Annotated in this window: 16 protein-coding genes and 1 pseudogene; 8 read left to right on the forward strand and 9 right to left on the reverse strand. The window is 57.6% G+C overall.

Annotation, left to right across the window (positions count from 1 at the left end; genetic code table 11):
• Positions 1-13: 13 nt before the first annotated feature.
• Entirely contained in the window at positions 14-520 is a 507-nt protein-coding gene (locus RJT48_RS17160) for a GbsR/MarR family transcriptional regulator (protein ID WP_311173565.1), read from the reverse strand.
• 135 nt (positions 521-655) lie between these two features.
• On the opposite strand from RJT48_RS17160, the gene RJT48_RS17165 reads away from it, so the two are divergent.
• The 3 genes from RJT48_RS17165 to RJT48_RS17175 all read left to right on the forward strand — a co-directional run bounded on the left by RJT48_RS17165 (position 656) and on the right by RJT48_RS17175 (position 6381).
• On the forward strand, positions 656-988 hold the full coding sequence (locus RJT48_RS17165) for an ArsR/SmtB family transcription factor (protein WP_311173566.1): 333 nt from the start codon (positions 656-658) through the stop codon (positions 986-988).
• Positions 989-1878: 890 nt separating this feature from the next.
• Positions 1879-4617 (forward strand): pentapeptide repeat-containing protein, encoded by a 2739-nt coding sequence (locus tag RJT48_RS17170; protein WP_311173567.1) that lies wholly within the window; start codon positions 1879-1881, stop codon positions 4615-4617.
• Between the two features lie 465 nt (positions 4618-5082).
• Positions 5083-6381, forward strand: a complete 1299-nt coding sequence (locus tag RJT48_RS17175; protein ID WP_311173568.1) for a hypothetical protein — start codon at positions 5083-5085, stop codon at positions 6379-6381.
• 52 nt (positions 6382-6433) lie between these two features.
• Here the strand turns inward: RJT48_RS17175 and RJT48_RS17180 are convergent, their stop codons facing one another.
• From RJT48_RS17180 to RJT48_RS17195, 4 genes and pseudogenes are all read right to left on the reverse strand, one after another.
• Complete coding sequence (locus RJT48_RS17180; RefSeq protein ID WP_311173569.1) at positions 6434-6778, reverse strand: DUF8062 family protein; 345 nt, start codon at positions 6776-6778, stop codon at positions 6434-6436.
• Positions 6779-7510: 732 nt separating this feature from the next.
• Entirely contained in the window at positions 7511-8080 is a 570-nt protein-coding gene (locus RJT48_RS17185; RefSeq protein ID WP_311173570.1) for a hypothetical protein, read from the reverse strand.
• Positions 8077-8445, reverse strand: a complete 369-nt coding sequence (locus RJT48_RS17190; RefSeq protein ID WP_311173571.1) for a hypothetical protein — start codon at positions 8443-8445, stop codon at positions 8077-8079. Before RJT48_RS17190 ends, RJT48_RS17185 begins: the two co-directional genes overlap by 4 nt.
• 333 nt (positions 8446-8778) lie before the next feature.
• Positions 8779-9089 (reverse strand): annotated as a pseudogene (locus tag RJT48_RS17195) (RNA polymerase subunit sigma-70); the annotation flags it as partial.
• Positions 9090-9586: 497 nt separating this feature from the next.
• On the opposite strand from RJT48_RS17195, the gene RJT48_RS17200 reads away from it, so the two are divergent.
• The 3 genes from RJT48_RS17200 (at position 9587) to RJT48_RS17210 (ending at position 11765) form a co-directional block, all read left to right on the forward strand.
• Positions 9587-10459, forward strand: coding sequence for a ParA family protein (locus RJT48_RS17200; protein ID WP_311173572.1), 873 nt, complete (start codon positions 9587-9589; stop codon positions 10457-10459).
• Positions 10452-10937 carry a DUF7970 domain-containing protein gene (locus RJT48_RS17205; protein WP_311173573.1) on the forward strand — a complete coding sequence of 162 codons (486 nt, stop codon included), beginning with the start codon at positions 10452-10454 and terminating at the stop codon, positions 10935-10937. Before RJT48_RS17200 ends, RJT48_RS17205 begins: the two co-directional genes overlap by 8 nt.
• A gap of 540 nt (positions 10938-11477) precedes the next feature.
• Positions 11478-11765 (forward strand): hypothetical protein, encoded by a 288-nt coding sequence (locus RJT48_RS17210; RefSeq protein WP_311173574.1) that lies wholly within the window; start codon positions 11478-11480, stop codon positions 11763-11765.
• Positions 11766-11921: 156 nt separating this feature from the next.
• On the opposite strand, the gene RJT48_RS17215 is transcribed toward RJT48_RS17210, so the two are convergent.
• The 3 genes from RJT48_RS17215 to RJT48_RS17225 all read right to left on the reverse strand — a co-directional run bounded on the left by RJT48_RS17215 (position 11922) and on the right by RJT48_RS17225 (position 14535).
• Positions 11922-12632 carry a YIP1 family protein gene (locus RJT48_RS17215; protein ID WP_311173575.1) on the reverse strand — a complete coding sequence of 237 codons (711 nt, stop codon included), beginning with the start codon at positions 12630-12632 and terminating at the stop codon, positions 11922-11924.
• 630 nt (positions 12633-13262) lie between these two features.
• Positions 13263-13610, reverse strand: coding sequence for a DdfA family disk-determining factor (ddfA, locus tag RJT48_RS17220; RefSeq protein WP_311173576.1), 348 nt, complete (start codon positions 13608-13610; stop codon positions 13263-13265).
• 130 nt (positions 13611-13740) lie between these two features.
• Positions 13741-14535 carry a TrmB family transcriptional regulator gene (locus tag RJT48_RS17225; RefSeq protein WP_311173577.1) on the reverse strand — a complete coding sequence of 265 codons (795 nt, stop codon included), beginning with the start codon at positions 14533-14535 and terminating at the stop codon, positions 13741-13743.
• A gap of 483 nt (positions 14536-15018) precedes the next feature.
• Between RJT48_RS17225 and RJT48_RS17230 the strand changes: the two genes are divergently transcribed.
• A complete protein-coding gene (locus RJT48_RS17230) occupies positions 15019-16245 on the forward strand; it encodes a tyrosine-type recombinase/integrase (protein WP_311173578.1) in 1227 nt (408 codons plus the stop codon).
• Between the two features lie 78 nt (positions 16246-16323).
• Here the strand turns inward: RJT48_RS17230 and rdfA are convergent, their stop codons facing one another.
• Complete coding sequence (gene rdfA, locus RJT48_RS17235) at positions 16324-16929, reverse strand: rod-determining factor RdfA (RefSeq protein ID WP_311173579.1); 606 nt, start codon at positions 16927-16929, stop codon at positions 16324-16326.
• Positions 16930-17123: 194 nt separating this feature from the next.
• On the opposite strand from rdfA, the gene RJT48_RS17240 reads away from it, so the two are divergent.
• Positions 17124-18287 carry a sugar phosphate nucleotidyltransferase gene (locus RJT48_RS17240; protein ID WP_311173580.1) on the forward strand — a complete coding sequence of 388 codons (1164 nt, stop codon included), beginning with the start codon at positions 17124-17126 and terminating at the stop codon, positions 18285-18287.
• Positions 18288-18348: the final 61 nt, after the last annotated feature.

Raw genomic sequence — 18348 nt, forward strand, 5'->3', positions numbered from 1 at the left:
ATCTCCCGACGGCTCAGGAATCATACGTTTCCAGTGCCTCCCGTAGTTCGGCAACCGACAAGTTTGATGCAAGTTCGATGATTTCTTCAAAATCTTCGTAGGTCGCTTGAAGATCGCGAATTCGCTCGGCCTCGGTGGTATCTGGGTCCGAAAGCTGGGCTTCCGCTCGCCGGATCGTTCGAAGCGTCGTCTGGATCTCGCGTTGAATGTATTGCTGGAATACGTCCTGCAAAATGAACCAGATTTCGCGTTCTGCCGTGAACCGTACTCGTCGACCACCGCCTTCCGAGGAGCGGCGGTGGATCAAGCCGATGCGTGTGAGCGTCCGCGTCACGTTACTCACAGTTGATTTGGCATAGCCGGTTTCCTCGACGAGCTCCGGGATCGAGAGAGGATCGGCGGCAAAGTACAGTACCCCGTAGATTCGTCCAGCGCTGCGGCTTAATCCATACACCTCAGCTGATTGCTCCAGTGATTCGATGACGCGTTCCCGCGCGAGATCACGATCCCCGTCACTCATACGAAGTCCCTCGTGTCCCGGTGTGATGAGTCCCCTCTTGGGTCATATCTACTGTAAAGACACCGTAAGCATTAAATTGTTTGATTCGTTTGTTCGGAGTGAACCGAACAAACAAAACATACCGCCTTCCAGCTTATGTCCAGCGTATTCCCCCACCAGCCGTCCGTCGAGTATGCCCCGCAGAAACAGACCGATGTCGTCGTCGGCAGAGAGAAACACTCCGACCTCCTCCAAGTCCTGTCATCAGATACGGCACAGGAAATCCTGGGCACGCTTACTGATGACCCGGGAACGGCTTCGGACGTGGCGACCGCCGTCGGACAGTCGATCCAGAACGTCACGTACCATCTGGATCGGCTTCGTGAAGTCGGTCTCGTCGCGCCAGTCGGAACGTGGTACTCCGAAAAAGGCAAAGAAATGACCGTGTATGCAGTCACAACTGAAGAACTGGTCGTCCGATTCGCTTAGTCTACAAATCACGAGGCGGTTCACAGGTATCTCGTTATCCGCTCGGAGTCCGTACTCACAGCGGCGTTACTCCACGGGGTGTTCACCGGGTCTGCCGGTCTCGTTATTGCCTTTGCCGTCGCAGGCGATGTTGTGCTTGGTAAACTACCCAACCCTACTTCGCTCGGGGTCTACGGACCCACTCGCTCGTTGAGGGTGAACATCGCGCTGCCAGGCCCACCGTCGTTAACGCGTAAGTTCGCCCACGACACGGCTCCGTCCGCATAGATCTACGACGAGCAAACCCTAACTCAGTACGCGTACGCACAGGGTGTCATAGAATTCGCCTCACAGTATTTATTTCACGTTCTCACAACCGAATCAGCCGTGAAAGAGAGCGTGCGAGTTGAGCATCCGCGAGCGAACGTAGTGAGCGGTTCACCGACGAAGCCGCCGAAGGCGGCGGAGTCGGTCACTTTTTGGTCCAGATTTTTGCAAGGAGTGGTCGCGCGCAACGCGACCCGACGCAGCAAAAAGGTGGGCTATATTCAACAGTTCCTGATTTGGTGTATTAACGATATGTAGCCTTACAATCTTCAGTAAGAGTGTTCTCGTGGTTGATGACAGATAACAACCACCAGTCGAACGAGTGGGCTGAACAGCACAGACAGTCATTGACCACGCGGCATACCCACGAGGATGTACTCACGGATCGGGAGTTCGAACTTTGCGAGTGTGCTGACCAGTTTTTGTAACGGTTCCCGTCCTACCTTGTTCCCAGCCCGAAATGGTCCATCGATTAATGGGGAAAATGTGATTCAACGGTAATTCAGTCAAAATCACCTGACTCAAATCATTTAATACAGGGGCAATAGCTATCAGTTGCCCGGTAAATGGTCGTGGTACGATAGATGCCGGGTGAACGTTGCTCGTACGAGGTCCGCAGGGATGCCCCCGAACAGTGGCACGGTGAGAGCGAGGGAGACTGGTTGCTCGATCAGCAGCCAATTTGGGCCACCGCAGAACGCGATCGAGAACCCGAGAAACTGGATACGTGGCACTGTCCCCACGAGGCTATCGATCGCGAAGAGACGAGCGGCGACCCACTGTGCATCTTTCACACGCCACCGGAAGCGGTACCCGAGGAGCTCGATGAAACGACAGCATTCGTCGACGCGATTAACAGCGCTGGCCCCGTCGACGAACACGAAGCGACACGCCCAACCTCCGAATTCGTCGGAGCGACGTTCGGCCCACTCGAACTTGACGACGAAACCAGCCTTCAGCCAAACGAGCAGCTACCAATCCGGCTGACGTATGCCCAATTCACGGGGCCCGTCGATTTCAGTACTGTCACGTTCGAGGCGCCACTCGATGCCCGCCGGATACGAGTCACTGGGCGGGGTGCGGTCGACCTATCCAGAGCCACGTTCGAGGACTGTTCCGGGGTCTCCTTTCGTGAGGCATCGTTCAGTAACGGCGGCCGAATCTACTTGCTGGCGACAAACTTTGGAACAGGACCGGTCTCGTTCCGTGAGGCCGACTTCTCCAGTACGACCGACCTAGCCGCGGTGGATTCGGAACGAAAGCTACCGGGTCACCGCGAGGAGGCGAGAGTACTTGCTGGATTCGAGCTGCACGGAGATGGGGACCTGACCTTCGAGGGAGCGACCTTCGATTGTACCGGCAACATCGAGTTTCGTGAAACGTCGGTCCGGACCGATGGCCAAATCACCTTCGCGGACGCAACCTTTGCAGGTACTGGTGACGTAAACTTCGGGTGGACCACCCTCGTCGGCGACACTCGCGTCTCGTTCCAGGATCTCTCAGTCGAGTGTAATGGGACAGTCTCGTTTACCAACGCAACTCTCAGATCAGAGGCGGACGTTTTGTTTACCGGTGCGAGTCTCCAGGCTGAAGGCACACTAAACTGGACACGGATTGCGGCTACGGCCGGCGGGCGTCTCTCCTTCGACGACGTCCAGTTCGTCACCGACGGCGACGTTCGATTCGACAACGCGGAGTTATCCGCCAGCCGAATCCAGTTCTCGGACACGCGATTCGATGGGGAGAGCGTCCGTTTCCGCAACTGTCAATTTACGGGTGCTGGCGATGTCAGTTTCCGAGGAGCAACGTTCGAAAACAGGGACGAGGTGTGGTTCAGCGGGTCACAGTTTACGAACGCGGCAGACGTCAAATTCGAGGCGGCGACGTTCGAGAATTCGGATAACGTCCAATTTCGGGAAACCGTATTCGAGAACGACGGCACGCTCAGGTTCGGTTCGTTTTCACAGCGGGGCAAAGATCCGGCCCAGTTCACGAACGCTGGAGACGTGGTTTTCTCTGCCGCCCACTTCGAGTGTGGCGAGGATGTCGACTTCCCGGGTGTAGAATTCGCGTGTGACGGGGCGGTCGATTTCGACGAGACGCGATTTACCGGCGATGGCTCTGTGAGTTTTGGGGCTCGGTATGACGCTATGGCTGCTGAATTCACGAATGGTGGGGCGGTCTCGTTCGTCGACGCACGGTTCAGAGATCTCGATGGTGTGTATTTCAGTCACGTTGGGGTCGAGTCGAGTGGACCGGTTCAGTTTGATGCAGTCACGTTCGATTCCGTTGGCCGGTTCAGCCTGGCCGATGTCCGCCTCCGTGATCCAGGACAGGTGTCGTTTACCGAGAGTGACTTAACTGGTGTGACCCTCGACTTCGTCCCATCCGGGATGGGATTCCGCCGAGCCGACTTTTCCGAACAGAACCTCGAGGCGACCGATTTCTCCGGGGCTGACCTCGAACAGGCTCGCTTCTCCCGTGCGAACCTCTCCGGAGCGGACTTTTACGGTGCGGAGTTGGACGGGACACTCTTTGGGAGTGCACACATCGACGAAACAACCTCGTTCATTTCCTTTCACAAGGAGGAATCCGCCCGGGGAAATCGAGTGCGCGCCGACCCGATGTTCGAGGGCGGTCCAGAGTCTCGCCGACGTCGACTCGGGGCGGCTATTCGCGCTTATCTACCGTTGCGCCCAGTTCAGGCTTCCCAGAATGCAGCCGGTGAGAACGAAAGATCGGAGGCGAGCGGCAGTCGCGGCGATATCGTAGAGGAGACTGATCAATCGGCCGCCGGGAATTCAGAGCGGTATCGCAAGGCGGCACGGACGTACCACACTATCGAGAAGGTTGCCCGGGAGAATTCATTGCCCGGGCTACAGGCACGCGCGTTCGTCCGGCGTCAGGATATGCACTGGAAACGCTATGCGGAGGAGGCGACGACTGCCCCCGGACTCGCACTTCGGCTCTGGGGTCGGTGGGTACGTGCATCTGTCGCCCGGTTGACGTTGCTCTATGGGGAGAGCCCTTGGCGAATACTGGCGGCTGCACTGTTCGTCATCGTGCTTGGCGGCCTGATCTACCCGCTTGGTGGAATTAAATCAGCTAGCGCGGGCGGAGCTGCGCAACCGGCGACGATACCAGAGTATCTGTCTCTTCTCCCTGATACACTCTATTTCAGCACGCTTACGTTTACGACTCTGGGATTCGGTGGCTTCGAACCGATTGGGTGGGGCCGTTGGATCGCAACTGCTGAAACAGGGTTGGGTGCATCCCTTATGGCACTGCTCGTGTTCGTCCTCGGTCGGCGAGCAGCACGGTGAGATCTTTCAAAAGTTGGAACGACTTTGACGGCGGCTCGATCAGGGTCGACGGTACCGCTGCGAGCAACTCTTGGCTGCGGTCTTCGAGACTGTGTCCCTGATCTTTGGCTCATATATCCGCTATGCCGAATCCCTGAACTGGCCAATTATTTGGTTGATTCCCGGCGTTTTCGGTGTGTTTGATCGACACAAGTTCCTGTCTTGCTCAACCAAACCACCCGTGACATCGTGTGCCACGCAAATGGGACCAGATTACTACCGTGTTGCAGAGGGATGTCTTCGCGGGGAGTCCAATTTGACTCGGTTTCTCGACTGCTGACGGGGATGATCCCACAATCGTCGACGCCTAACATCAGCTTAGAGACCGGTATTCGATACGGTACTATCATATTCTGGCGGCACACGTGCTTGTGAGGGCCCGACACACGTTTGTTGATAGCATACCAAGAGTGAGTCGAGGCGCATATGGGCTGGACCGACCCCGGCGTTCTCGAAGCGCACGTGCGCTGTCTCGATAGCGAGGGTCTCGCGGACTTCGTCACCGACCTCTGGACGGCCCGCGGGTTCGAGACAAACCGCGAAGGAGCGTACGTTATCGCACGCCGTGGCGGGAAGAAACAAGTGCTCTATGTCCTGACGAGGCGTGCCACGACGCGGCCTGTCGAGATAGTCCGCAACGTAGACATCGTCGTCGCGGCGGGGCGTTCGGGAGCGGGAGAGACACTGGCTGCGGAACTGGGCGCACGTTTCCTTGACGCCGCTGACCTGATCGAGATGCTCCGCTACGCCCTCAAGCGCGATGTGGCCGCCGACCTCTGCGAGAGCCATTTCGGCGCGGCGCCCGAAGCATTGAGGTTCCCGCCGCGGGAGCGGGTCCGCCGGACCGTTGGGGGACTCGAAACGAGGACAGTGGCGGCGGTCGTTATCGCTTCGCTCGTTGTGGCTGTCGGGGCAGGCGCGGTCTTCGGACTGGCCGGTCCGGGTGCTGGCAGCGGAACGACGGACGAGGCGGCCGTCACTGGTGGGACACTGACGAACGGAGGTAGCGACGAGTCCGCGACCTCGACGGCCGAGGGCGGATCGACCTCGACTGGGGCTGGCGGCGTCGACCCATCAACCGTGCCCGGCGTGAGCGATACGGGCATCAGCAACGCGAGTCGCCTCGCACAGGCACACGCAGCGGCCGTCTCGGATACGGCGTCTTACACTATCTGGTTCGACTACTACGCCCCTGAAACCGGGTCTACCGGACGAGTACAGTACGACGTCGACGTGCGCGTTCAGGGCGAGCGGATTTCCGTCCGGGCGAGCCGCGAACGGGCAGCGGGCAACCGGTCGTTACTCAGAACGGTCTATTTCGACGGGAAAGACCGCTACGTAGCAGAGAACAGCAGTGACGAGTTCAGCCGAATCGACGACCGGGAGCCGACAGCGACACCGCGAGCGGTACCGTTCACACGGCCGGCTGAGATGATTCGGACGTATCTTGCCACCCCCGAGAGTTCGGTCACTGCCGCCGGGAGAGACGCCTCAGGAGAGCGCTACCGACTCCAAGGCACGGGCCAACCGGCCGCGCTCCCCGTAACAGTCACCGACTACGAGATGACGGCTATCGTCGACCAGCGCGGGTTCGTCTGGGCGTTCGAAGCCGAGTTCAGCATCCTTCACGACAGTGATGGCGACGGCGTCAGTGGCCGCGAACGCGTTCGCCTGACGTGGACGTACGACCGCGTCAATAGCACTGAGGTCCGACTTACCCCCTGATTCAGCTGCTCTGTCGAATAGCTGTGCCTGCGTAGCAGTTTTTGGGTCCAGTTCACTCTACAGTGATCCGTTCAGTCGGACCCTGGTCTGCCGGCGGTTGCAAGTCCACCGTGTGGTTCGTGTGCCGAGCGTGGACCTTCGCCCACCGACGAGCAGGCCGTTCCTCAAGATACTGATCGCCATCCGGACACTGCCGACAGTCAACGATCCAGGGTGTCACGTCGTCGGGAAAATGACCCGTATGCCGTTCGTGATCGAGCGCGAACTGTTCGACAGCCCGGTTTCCAGCGTATAGTTCCTCAAGCTCGAAACCGACGTCCCACTCACGATCACACCGCGTACACGTGATAGTTGGCACGCCACTCTCAGGCACGTCCGCAGATGGTTCACCGGTCATACGTTCTTCTGTCGCTCTGGACTCTTCTGTGCTGTCCTTGCTCCTGCCGCAGTGCCGGTCGGCCCAGTCGGTTCTTCGACCGAACTGTTCGCTCGTCACTGCTGCAGCAGACGGTATACTGCTTCGCTGTGCTCCGTCAGTGTGTCCCCGCTCTTTGGTTACGGATATGGCGACCACTGAGGGGGTATCTTCTCACTGCGGCGGCGGATCCGGATGCTGCAGTTGTGTAAGCCACCGGACTATAGTAGCGTTTGCAACTGATTGCCTATCCGATCGCACGCAGTCGTGCGATCGAGTAAGTAAAAACTTGCAAACGCTACTATAGCACACCTCAATTCCGTAGCGCGTTACGGCTGTCGTATGCCACGGCTCCGGCGGTCTCGATTACTGCTCGTCGTGCTCCCTGTTCGCACCTGATATAGCTGATGAAGAGTCCATTACTAGACAGCAACTTAAAATACTGGAGAAAGAAAATGTCGAATTAACGATTGGATTGTCGCAACAACTCTCTAATTAACTGTTATTACGGCGGACTCAGAAATGGCGAAGCCGTCTCGGTCGTCCCCCGACCCCGCAACCACCGCAGGCACGGGGAGCGCAGCGGCGTCCTCGTGAGCGAACCGAACGAGGGCCAGCGAGACGAGTCTCGCGCGGTCGCAGGACGTTGAGCGGCCGAGGACTTTCAGGGAGCGTCGCCGGCGCTGGGTGTTCGGCGTCGCCACCGGAGGCCGGTCACTCTTCGAGACGTTGGAGCAATCGCGTGATGTAGGGACTGTTCTCCCAGCCACGATGCGGGCCGATCGTCGTGATCAGCCTTCGAGCCTCCTCGTGACGCAGATGCCCGTTCCGGGCGTAGTCGACGATGAGCCGCGGTGTCGGGACGATCCGCGGGCCCTGTAGCACAGCGTGAATCAGTGGGAAGTTCGTCCCGCCGAACTCGTCGGTGAGAAACCCATCGATGGCGAGCGCGTTCGCGAGGACGATCCCGTCGGTTTCGCCGTCGTCGAGACCGAACGTCGGCCGCGAGTCTGGAGTATCCTCGCGCTCGTAGGGGTCCTCAATCGTGTAGTAGCCACGGGCTGCGAGGACGTTGTTCACAGCAGCGGCGTGGATATCCTGATACTGCACGATATCGCGGAGTTCCGCGACCACTTCTGGCGGCACGAACACCTCACACGACGTGAGCAGATACTGAAACGGGTCTGGGGTATCGGTGTCGACAGCTGCGTCGGCTCGGGGAACCGCGAGACTGACGAGCGCGCTGGTGTCGGCGACGATCGTTCGCAGTTGCCGGCCGCTCATCCCTCGTCGTCGGCTGCGGTCTCGACCGCCGTCGCGTCGCCATCGTAGACGTCGATGTCGTCGGGGGCAGCGAGATCGAGTGGTTCGCCCTCGAGGTCCGCTTTGAGAAGACGGAGGCGCTGGGCCGTCTCGGCGCCGACCAACTGTTTGACCGTCTCGAATTCGAGCTGGCCGTCGTAGTACTTCGTCGCAACGAGTTCCTGGAACGTCTCGCTGTCGGCGGTGTCTTCGATGTACTCGCGAATCGCCTCGACGAGCAGATCCGTCCGATCCGTGTCGAAGAGCTCTGCGATCGCGTCCAGCCGGTCGACGAGATACTCCGGGGACTGGAAGTGAACCCGTCGCGGGTCGTCGCTTGCGCCCATTCTATGTGCAAGTTCTGCACATATAGGCATAACCGTTTCGGCGACTGCACACAGCTTGCACTTGACAGCTTCCTCCGCCTGGCCGGAGGAGTCCCCAGCGTTGGGTTATTAGGCCTTGTTGAAACCCCCTATCGGTGATAGGTTTCAGCGGTCGTGCTGGAGTGGGTTTCTCTGGTGACAATGGCTGACCGGACCGTGCGGATGTACAATCCGACCTATCGCTTCGACACGCCAGCAGAGCCCCCGCCGACAACCGATCTGACCATCCACTGGGACTATCTGTTTCGACAGGACGTACAGGAACATCCGGTCGAGCATCGCCAGCGCCGACTGGAACTGGGCGTCGATTCGCGTGAACGCGAACGGCCAGTCACCGAACTGTGGGATGATGTAGGCCTCCTCGATTGAGGGTGGACTGACACCGGCGCTAGCAGCGACGAGCTCGCGGGCTGCGTCGTGGACACGCTCGTCGACGACAGTGAGGCCGTCGTCATAGGAAGCGTAGCCTGCATCTTCTAGCCGATCGACGGCCTGTTTCACCGTCTCGTACGGCGTGTGGAGGTGTTGGGTGACAGGGCGGATTGAGTCACCACTCTCGACGGACAGGATGTCTGCGCCGCCGTGTCATCGAGAACATCGTACATCTGGTAGTTACCAATAATCTGATGACAGTTCAAAGTATTACTAGAGCCTCGGTTAGAGTGGCTCCGACTGACCTGGACCATTCCGATTTCTCATATTGAATGGCTAGACTGTGTCGATATCGCACACTTTCTGCATCATATGAATAATGTACATAATGTAGATTGCGTGTATTGCACTTGTCGGCGCTGCTTGATGATGGTAGCGGTAATTTCGATGAATGTGTGCGAACTGCAGATCATCCAGATTGTGTCGATTACGTATGTAGTAGAAGCCGAGTAATGAGGATTGTAACCACAATTCACATAATGTACAAAATGTAAATTGTATAGATTTCGTACCCAATTTGTCTGACGCGGAATTAAGGTGGGCGAACTCTATGGACCGCGTATGGGCAACGCAAACCTCACATTATCAACGATGCGTGCGCAATCTACAAAATCTACACAATGTAAATTGCTTACAAAATGTAAAAATCCTATCGCGGGGGTGCTGGCCCGTGAGTGCTGACGAGTTTGAAGGACTCCCTGGCGCAGCTGTCTCGTTGCTCAAGGGGGGCGTAGGCAAATCCACAATCGCACTCAACATCGCTGAGCGACTCGCTGCTCGCGGTCGTGAGACGGTACTACTGGATCTGGATAAGGACGGGCATATGACGACCCAGCTGGGGTACGACGATGCGTACGATCGAGATGCGAACCTCGGTGACGCCCTTATCGACGGTGAAGACCCCGAAGACCTGCTTATCGAGACGGACTTCGGCGTTCACCTCCTCCCGTCGAGTAACGAGCTCGAGAACGTCGAGACGAGGCTGAAGGACGAACGATTCGCAGACGTGAAGCTTCGGCGGAACGTGGTGGATCCGCTCGTCCAAAACGGATATGACTACGTGATAATTGATGCCGCGGGCGGCCGCGGAAAACTCTCCGATAACGCGCTCATCGCCGTCCAGCGCGTCATTATCCCGCTGATTCCTCGTGCTGGCTCGATCAACGGCCTCAATAAGATGATTGAACGCCAGATCTCGCCAATTCGGCAGAATATCGGGTTAGATATCCTCGCAGTTACCCCAAATATGATTCGCGAAACGATGGGGCAACACAACGAGCATCGAACTCTCGTTGAAAATCTCAACAGAGAGTTCGGTTCCTTCGTCCCTGAGTACGCTCGTGTCGACCTAGAGATCTTCGATGCACTCGATGATTCTGAACAGACTGTCGAGAGTATTCCGAAGCCAGGGGTTCGCGAACGGACCGCGATTTCTCGTGCTTTCAAGCAAGGAATGCCGGTCTCGGAGTTCGACGAAGATTGCGACCAGATCCCGAATTTCGACCACTTAGCGGATCTCGTGGAGGAACACAGCTATGCCTAATGAGAACGACCGTTTCGGGGACGTCGCTGAACAGCTCAAACAAACTGAGGAAGGAGTCGAATCAGACGACGACGAACGTACTGACACCGACGATGAACCGCAGCCGGATGAGGAGATAGCTACAGAAAACACAGAGTCCGAGACTGAGTCCGTTCCCGAACAGGATGAGGAGGATGCGGACGAATCCACCGGTGGGCCGGCCTTCTCCTTTGACGAGACTGATATGCGTGGCTTCTATGTCCGGGAGGAGACGTGGAATGGCGTTACTCGGATGCGATCATCGGTAACTGCCGCGTGCTCTATGTTTGATGTTCCCGAATTTGAGGGAAGAGAGTTTCAAGACGCGTGTCTCCGGGTGATTGCGGACCACGGTGATGAGGTCGCCCTCCAGATTCTTCGGGAGCGTGGTATCGAAGCTGATGAGGAACGTGTCCAGGAAGTTGTGGAGATGCTGAGCGAACGAACTACGAACGACTAACATCGGAGTCGGTCGATTCTCTGCATCATTTAGATTTTGTACGTATTGTACATAATGTAGATTGTGTGAGAGACCATCCGCTTGCAGTCTCGCGATTATTCTCGGAACTGGGTCAAAACGGCGGTTTCAGTTATGATATATCAGTATATGATTTATTCTCTCCCCTGTATCTGAATTTCTGGAGATATGTCCCTTCTATCCTAGAAAATTGGATATTAGACTTTTTGTACCAGTTGGATGTGATTAGAATAGTAATCACAATCAGAGTGAAGACCCCGCCGCAGTCGGTGGAGCACGAAACGTGAAATAGGACGAAGAGGGCCACATCGGCTACTGGACCGAAGATTGGGAAATCGATCCCCAAATCGTGGATGGTGATGCTGTCGAACCACTACGAAGCGAACTCGAACAACATTGGATTTTCCACCGGGTGAATCTGGAGAGAGCTACTGGGCAGAACTCATATCGAGTGAACAAACCCGCGATGCCTTGCTGGATTTAGCGGCTGTTGACGAGGGCACGAGGAGTCATCTGTTAAATGTGGATTTCGAGGAGTCCGTGTTAGCAGCGGTAGAAATTGGCTACGGATCCGGGTCGGTTGAGCACCGCTGGGCACGTGTCGAATCGACCGAAAAGGGTCTTGCGCTCGTTGGGTATTATACGGATCCGTATGTGCAGACAGACGATCTCACAACCCGCGTGTCACTGGTAGAAGTCTTCCGCCCTGCGACGGAGGTCGAGATAGCACATATTCACCTGACCGTCAGGGAAGAACAGCGTATCCATTTCAACTCAACCGAGGGTCTCGTCACAATTACTTCCGCTTGACTTCCTCCACGGGCTGACGCGCGAGAACTTCTCCGTGGGTAATCCAACAGTTGATTACCCCGACCGTGAACTCACGGATTTGCTGAGGCTAGGGTGGTCAACAGAGCACGGACCCCCAAAACCGGCGGGCGTCCAGTCGTGTCGTTCCACTGGGTACTACACGAATGAAAGAAACCAAACGGTCACTGCGACAGTCCCGGCGACACCTGTCGCTTCACCGGGTGATAAGCCTCGTTTGTGGAGGAGTCCGAATCGCCAAATGATGCCGCTCCAGAGCGTCGTGATCCCTGTGATGAGTGGACTCCACCGTTGGAGCGGGTTGAGATCCGCCTGAATCTGCTCTGTTAACACTGTGGGATCGGTTTCTGTCGTCACTGTAATCGGATCGACGAGGACGAAGAGGAGACCGATACCGAAAAGCAGACTGAACAGGGACGGGACGAGTCCCCAGAGCGCAACGGCGAACGATGCCGCCGCGCCGTTCTCAGCGCCGAGCACCCACGATCCGAAATGCAGTAGCCCACCGACTAACACGATCACGATGAGAGTCCCAACGAACGCCGGCCCGATGAGTTGGCCAATAGCCTCAGAGAGGACAACGTCGACATTTTGTTCAATCTGCGCCGGTGCATCACACCCGACGTCCATCGACGCCGGAGCACCTTCGCAGAAACTCTCGGACGGTCGATTCGGATTCTCGACCAGCACTGTCCCGTCAATCCGTACTTTGAGTACCTGACCGACACCCCAGATTCCCACCGGGAGTGAGAACACGAGGAGGCAGACCACGATGAGAATGCGTCCGGCGGCGATGTCCCGTTCAGCGAAGAACTGATCTGGTCGAAGGAGGGGCGTGGAGGGCGGCATAGAGGTAGATTGTGCTCAACTCTCGGAAAAGCCTCCGGGAACAGGCCCCTTCAGTGCGACTTCGAGATCGGCCTGTCGCTCGAAGTCGTATGCCTTGAAAAAGTTCAATAACCTCGTTGTGAGGATGTCATCGGAGAGTTCCCACACCGATCAGGAATCGCTCAGTTCAGCCCACCTTTTTGCTGCGTCGGGTCGCGCTGCGCGCGACCACTCCTTGCAAAAATCTGGACCAAAAAGTGACCGACTCCGCCGCCTTCGGCGGCTTCGTCGGTGAACCGCTCACTACGTTCGCTCGCGGATGCTCAACTCGCACACAGAATCTTACGGCTGATTCGGTTGTGAGAACGTGAAATAAACACCGTGGCGAGAGTTCTATAACACCCTGGCAGTAAGCAGTTACCACAGTCTTTATCAAGCGACAGATATCCCACAGTAGCTGAAGCGCCCGAAACGACGACCGTCGGCTGGCTAAAGAGGCATCCGCGAGATACGGTCCCGAAACGGCATCTGTTCTTGAGTTCGCGTCCCCTTTCGGCTATAGTAGCGTTTGCAACTGATTACTCATCCGATCGCACGCTGTCGTGCGATCGTGTGAGCGAAGACTTGCAAACGCTACTATAGTCCCCGGCATCAGTCTCGGCGGTCGTCTCTTCCCGAGGGCTCTCCATCGATCTGAACTTGGATGGTGCCATTCGCGGTTATCCAGACGTCAGCGCCGGCGTATTCGAACGAGACTGTCACTGACGACGACTGTCCCTGACTGAGCAGGCTGTCGAGCGCATCAGGGTCGATGGCCCGCTGGAGTGGCGGGAGGTCAGTCGTCGCTCGGTCCGTAGCGGCTGTGACTGCTTCGACAACCGTCACACTGAGTTCGTCGTGCTGAATCCAATCGTGACGGACTGTGGTCGAGTGCGTGTCTGTGTCGGTGGCCGAATCGAGAATGTCCGAACCACTCTCTTCATTTTTGTCGTATGACATTATAGATTGTCGACTGATCGTGTGAGGACCGGCAGAAGATTGAACGTACCACCAGATCCCCCATTATACACAGATTTAGGGCGGGGCCCATATAGATATGTTGTGATTATCAGAGTGAAGAATCTCCAGTCTACTCGCGTCCGCTGTCGAGTTGCCAGGTGAAGAGTGCTTTGAGAACGACGACGAGGCTGTTCGTCCGACCAGTACCCCAGATGGCGGTTTCGTCGCGCGGTTGGGGCGGGTGTTCACCGTTGCCGTCGATGAGTACACTCACGAGTGTCTTTTTTTCGTCTACCATCAGGAGGCGACCGGCCGGCGTGTCCGACCAGTTCCACAGCGATTCGAACAGTTCCGCGTCGGGAACCTGCTGTTCAAGATGGGCCTCAGCGGACTGGGACATCTCCGCGAGTCGGATCGACACCCCGCGGTCGCTCGCCGTCGACAGACTCTCTGCGAGTTCATCGGTGAGGAGTTCCCCGATAGTCATATACACCACCTCCTCTTCGGCCGTCGAAACGAAATCGACCACACGTTCGGCTACCGTGTCACGGCCGGTCACTGACCAGACGCCTCGTTGTTCGGTACTTCGGGTCTCGGAGTCGAGTGCGTCGAGCGCGTCTTCAAGGGTAGTGACGCGGTGGTCGTATTCCTGTTCGAAGTGACGACGGGTCGTTTCCGGCGATATCGCCCAGTATCGCTTGGGATTCGACTGCTTTACGTCGACGAGGCCACGCTGATGGAGTTCGTCGGCCGCATCGTAAACGCGCGTTCGGGGCACGTCGGCAACTTCGCTCACGTCCTGGGCGGTTCCTTCGCCGAGGCTGACGAGAGCGACAAACGTTCGGGCGGCGTAGGTACTGAGACCGAGCGCTTTGAGTTGCTTGACGGCCGCAGAGCGTGCTTGGTCTGTTGGATCGCCGGACATTGGGTTGTCACCAGTCTCGTGACCACCACTGGTGGGGTGGTTTCCAGTGTGTAGCGACAGAGCGGTTGGGACCCGTTTTGCGGCTACACGGTACGTTACCCTCCGGTCTACCCATACATAGAAGTATTGTGATCAAGTGAGTGAGACGGAATACGGTGAACTCTTTGCTGCTACAAACAATCTCTCCTAAGAAGCAGAATAGCGACCTGGGAGTTGGTTCCGGTTCTACCGTATGTCATCGAAATAGTGGTTTGTAGGCTTCCGAATCTGTGGCTTACGCGCGGTTCGGCTTTCGTATATCGTAATACGGTTTATTACCTCGCTGCATCCGAATCGGAATCTATTACTTATTTCGCGTGTCTGATGGAGACACGCGTATAACTAATACCATTGTTATTCTGTTAGATAGACGCTACATCATGAAATCACCACTCTTAGAATCACCACAGGAGGCAGCACGCGGGGTTCTCCCCTGAGATCCTCGTGAGTGAACAAACCTACAACTGGTCGAGGAAGTCACTCGACGAACTCGTCGAGTTCTACGAGCACGAAATCGCTCCCGAACGCCGGCGCGAGGGATACGATCCGAACCAGGAGGTCCCCTCCTACCAGTGGCTCGTCGACCACGGGTACAGCGGGCTACAGTACGCCGTTCGAGAACATCACGGGACGACGCTCTCGGAGTTCTTCGAGCAGGCCGTTGGACTCGGGGACGACATCTCAGCAGACAACCCGTCGTGGCCGATCGACAACGAGCAGACGATAGAGTACCTCGAACAGTATTTCCGGTCACAACAACGGGGATCGGCTGCGGAGAGTACCCTTCAGTCGAAGCGCTCCCGGCTGGGGCAGTTTCTCCGCCACTACGAAGGTCTTCACGGAACGGCAGCGATCGTCTCTCGGATCACCGACGTGACCGACCAGCCCAAAGAGATTCAGCGCGTCACAGCCGTCTTCGACGTGCTCGATACAGAACTCGAGAGCAACGATTCGAAGCGCCGGTATCGATCCGACATCGACGATCTCTACAGCTGGCTCGTCGACCGCGGCTACGGAGCGTTCAATCCCGTTCGATACGACCACGAGTGGGACGTCGCCAAGCGGGACAACCCCGCGCTTGCGCCCGCACAGGTCGGATCCCTCGTGGCTGCTGCTGAGGACACCGAAGAGCAACTGATCGTCCTCGGGTTGTGTGCGTGGGGCTTACGCCGGAGTGAGTTGGCAAGCCTCCACACCGCGAACGTCGAACTACAGGCCGATTCACCGTATCTGACGTTCGACACGCGGAAGAACGGCCCTGGGACAGTCGCGTTGATCTACGGCCAGGATGTTCTCAGAGATCGGATGGCTCAGCTTTCAGATTGCGAGGAGTGGGGAGGGTATCTGTTCCCCTCACCAGACGCCCGCCGTGAGCACGTGACCGGCGAGACGCTCAATCGGCGGTTCAAGTCGACCGCCGCGCGTGCAGATGTGCGCGTTCGTGGTGAGCGCCCGACCTCGAAGATGGGGCGTCGGTTCTGGTACAGCGCGTACGCTGACGCCGTCGAGACGGTTATCGACCGCCTCCAGAGTGTCGCCCACGAGCAGGGCAGCAGCGACCCGATGGTGGTGTTTCGGAACTACCTCTCCGAGGAAAAGCGGCGTGAGTATCTTCGCGACGCGATGTATGACCGGCTTGCTGCGGCGTTTGAGCGCGAGGCTGAGTTGTAGTACTCCGGTGCGCAGAGATCGTATCCTGCGACGAAAATCTGCTTGGACGCTACCCTGGGTCACGACCGACGCGATATCCTACTCGCAGTCACAACCACCACGGTCGAACAGATCGGTGAGGGAGTAACTGGAACCACAGTCCTCGCAGAGGATCTGAACGTCGATGAGGACAGTGAACTCTCCAATCGTCAGTTCTCCCGCGTTACGGAGTTGCTCAAGATGGTTTTCGATCACCGCGATGAGTCGGCTCTGCAGTCGTTGGATCGTATCGCGGGCGCTCCCGATTCGATCTTCCGACGAGCGCTGTTTCGATGCACCTCGGTGTTCAGTCAAGTACACGTACACAGACTGGTGGGAGACGAATTCTTTTCGAGTATTTTCCGGATCGATATCTTTCTCCTCCAGTGCGGTTTCCGCGTCGAGACGCATTCCCGACGTAACTTCCTCATCAGTCAGGAGTCGGTAGATATTGTCGATTTCCCCGTCCATCGGGGGGTCTCCTGCCCGATTGAACTTCTCTTCGAGGAGATATTTATTGAACCAATCGGCCAGCGAGCGGAGACTCTGTGACTCGTAGCCGCGACCGAGCCAACGGTCTTCGAGTTCTCGACCCAGACCGTCAAGATCGTACTTATCGATAAGTCGTCCAACCTTGTATTCGGTCGGATCCGAGTCTGGCGACATATAGAGGGATTAAAAACGAGATGTATAGAAATTCCGGTTAGACGACCCGGTCGAGGGAAGCCCGCAGTGAATAGATCTCTCTTGCCAGATCCGTGTGCCGCAGTAGGACGTCTCTATCGACGATATGTCGAAAAGAGTGTTGTTACCTACGTCTGACACAAGAGCTATGCACGCGGGTCGGATTTGTAGTACCGATGAAAGCTGTCGTCCTCGCGGCGGGGAAGGGCCGGCGACTGTGGCCGCTCACCGAGAACCGGCCGAAGCCGATGATCCCGGTCGCCAACCGGCCGATCCTCGAACACGTCCTCGACGCACTCGAGGCCGCGGGCGTCGACGAAGTGCTGCTCGTCGTGGGCGCAAACCGCCAGCGCGTCCAGAACTATTTCGGCAACGGCCAGGGATGGGCCTTCGATATCTCCTATGTCGTCCAGGGACGCCAGCTCGGGACCGGTCACGCGCTTCTCCAGGCCGAATCGGTGATCGGCGAGTCGTTTCTCGCGCTGAACGGCGATCGGATCATCGACGCGGAACTGATCGAACGCGTCTGGGAACGCCACCGGGAGACAACGGAGCCGGTCGTGAGTGCCACCCGCGTTCCGGAACCGAGTCGATACGGCGTCGTCGAGTTCGACGGGAGGGAGGTCAAGACCATCGAGGAAAAGCCGATTCCGGAGCTCACGACGTCGGAGTTCATCAACGCCGGGGTCTACGCGTTCGCGCCGGATATCTTCGCGGCGATCCGGGAGACCGAGAGCAAGGGAGAACAAGCCCTGACCGACACGCTCTCGGAACTCCTCGCGGAACAGCGGCTCCAGGCAGTCACGTATCGCGGGATGTGGCTCGACGTCTCCGAGCCCTGGGACCTGCTCGAAGTGAACAACTCGTTGATCGCCGCCGAGGGGCCAGTGGACTCCGAGTCGGCAAACGTCGATCCCACCGCCGTCGTCGTGGAGGCCGCAATCGTCGGCGATGGCGTCGCGGTCCACCCGCAAGCCGCGGTACTCCGTGGCGTCACACTCGGGGACAACGTCAGCATCGGCCCCGGTGCGATCGTGGAGAACGCAGTTATTTTATCTGATGTGACACTTAAGCCGGGCGCCGTGGTAACAGACTGTATCGTCGGCGCCAACACCACGATCGGCCCGAACACGACGGTAAAAGGAGGGACGACGGACGTCGTCCTCAACGACCGCGTGTACCACGAGGTCACGTTCGGCGGACTGCTCGGCGACAACGTCGAAATCGGAGCCAACGTCGCCATCCAGCCAGGCGCCGTGGTCGGCAACAACGCGACGGTCGGCGACAGTACGTACGTGTCCGGGCGGATCGACGAGGGCGCGGACATCAGACGCGGGTGAGTCGACTCGCGAGCAGCAAACCAGCCGTGAGGGAGGGGTGGGAATCTTGCATCGCCGACGG

Source organism: Halobellus ordinarius, assembly GCF_031823395.1.
In the GTDB taxonomy this organism is placed as follows: Archaea; Halobacteriota; Halobacteria; order Halobacteriales; family Haloferacaceae; genus Haloquadratum; species Haloquadratum ordinarius.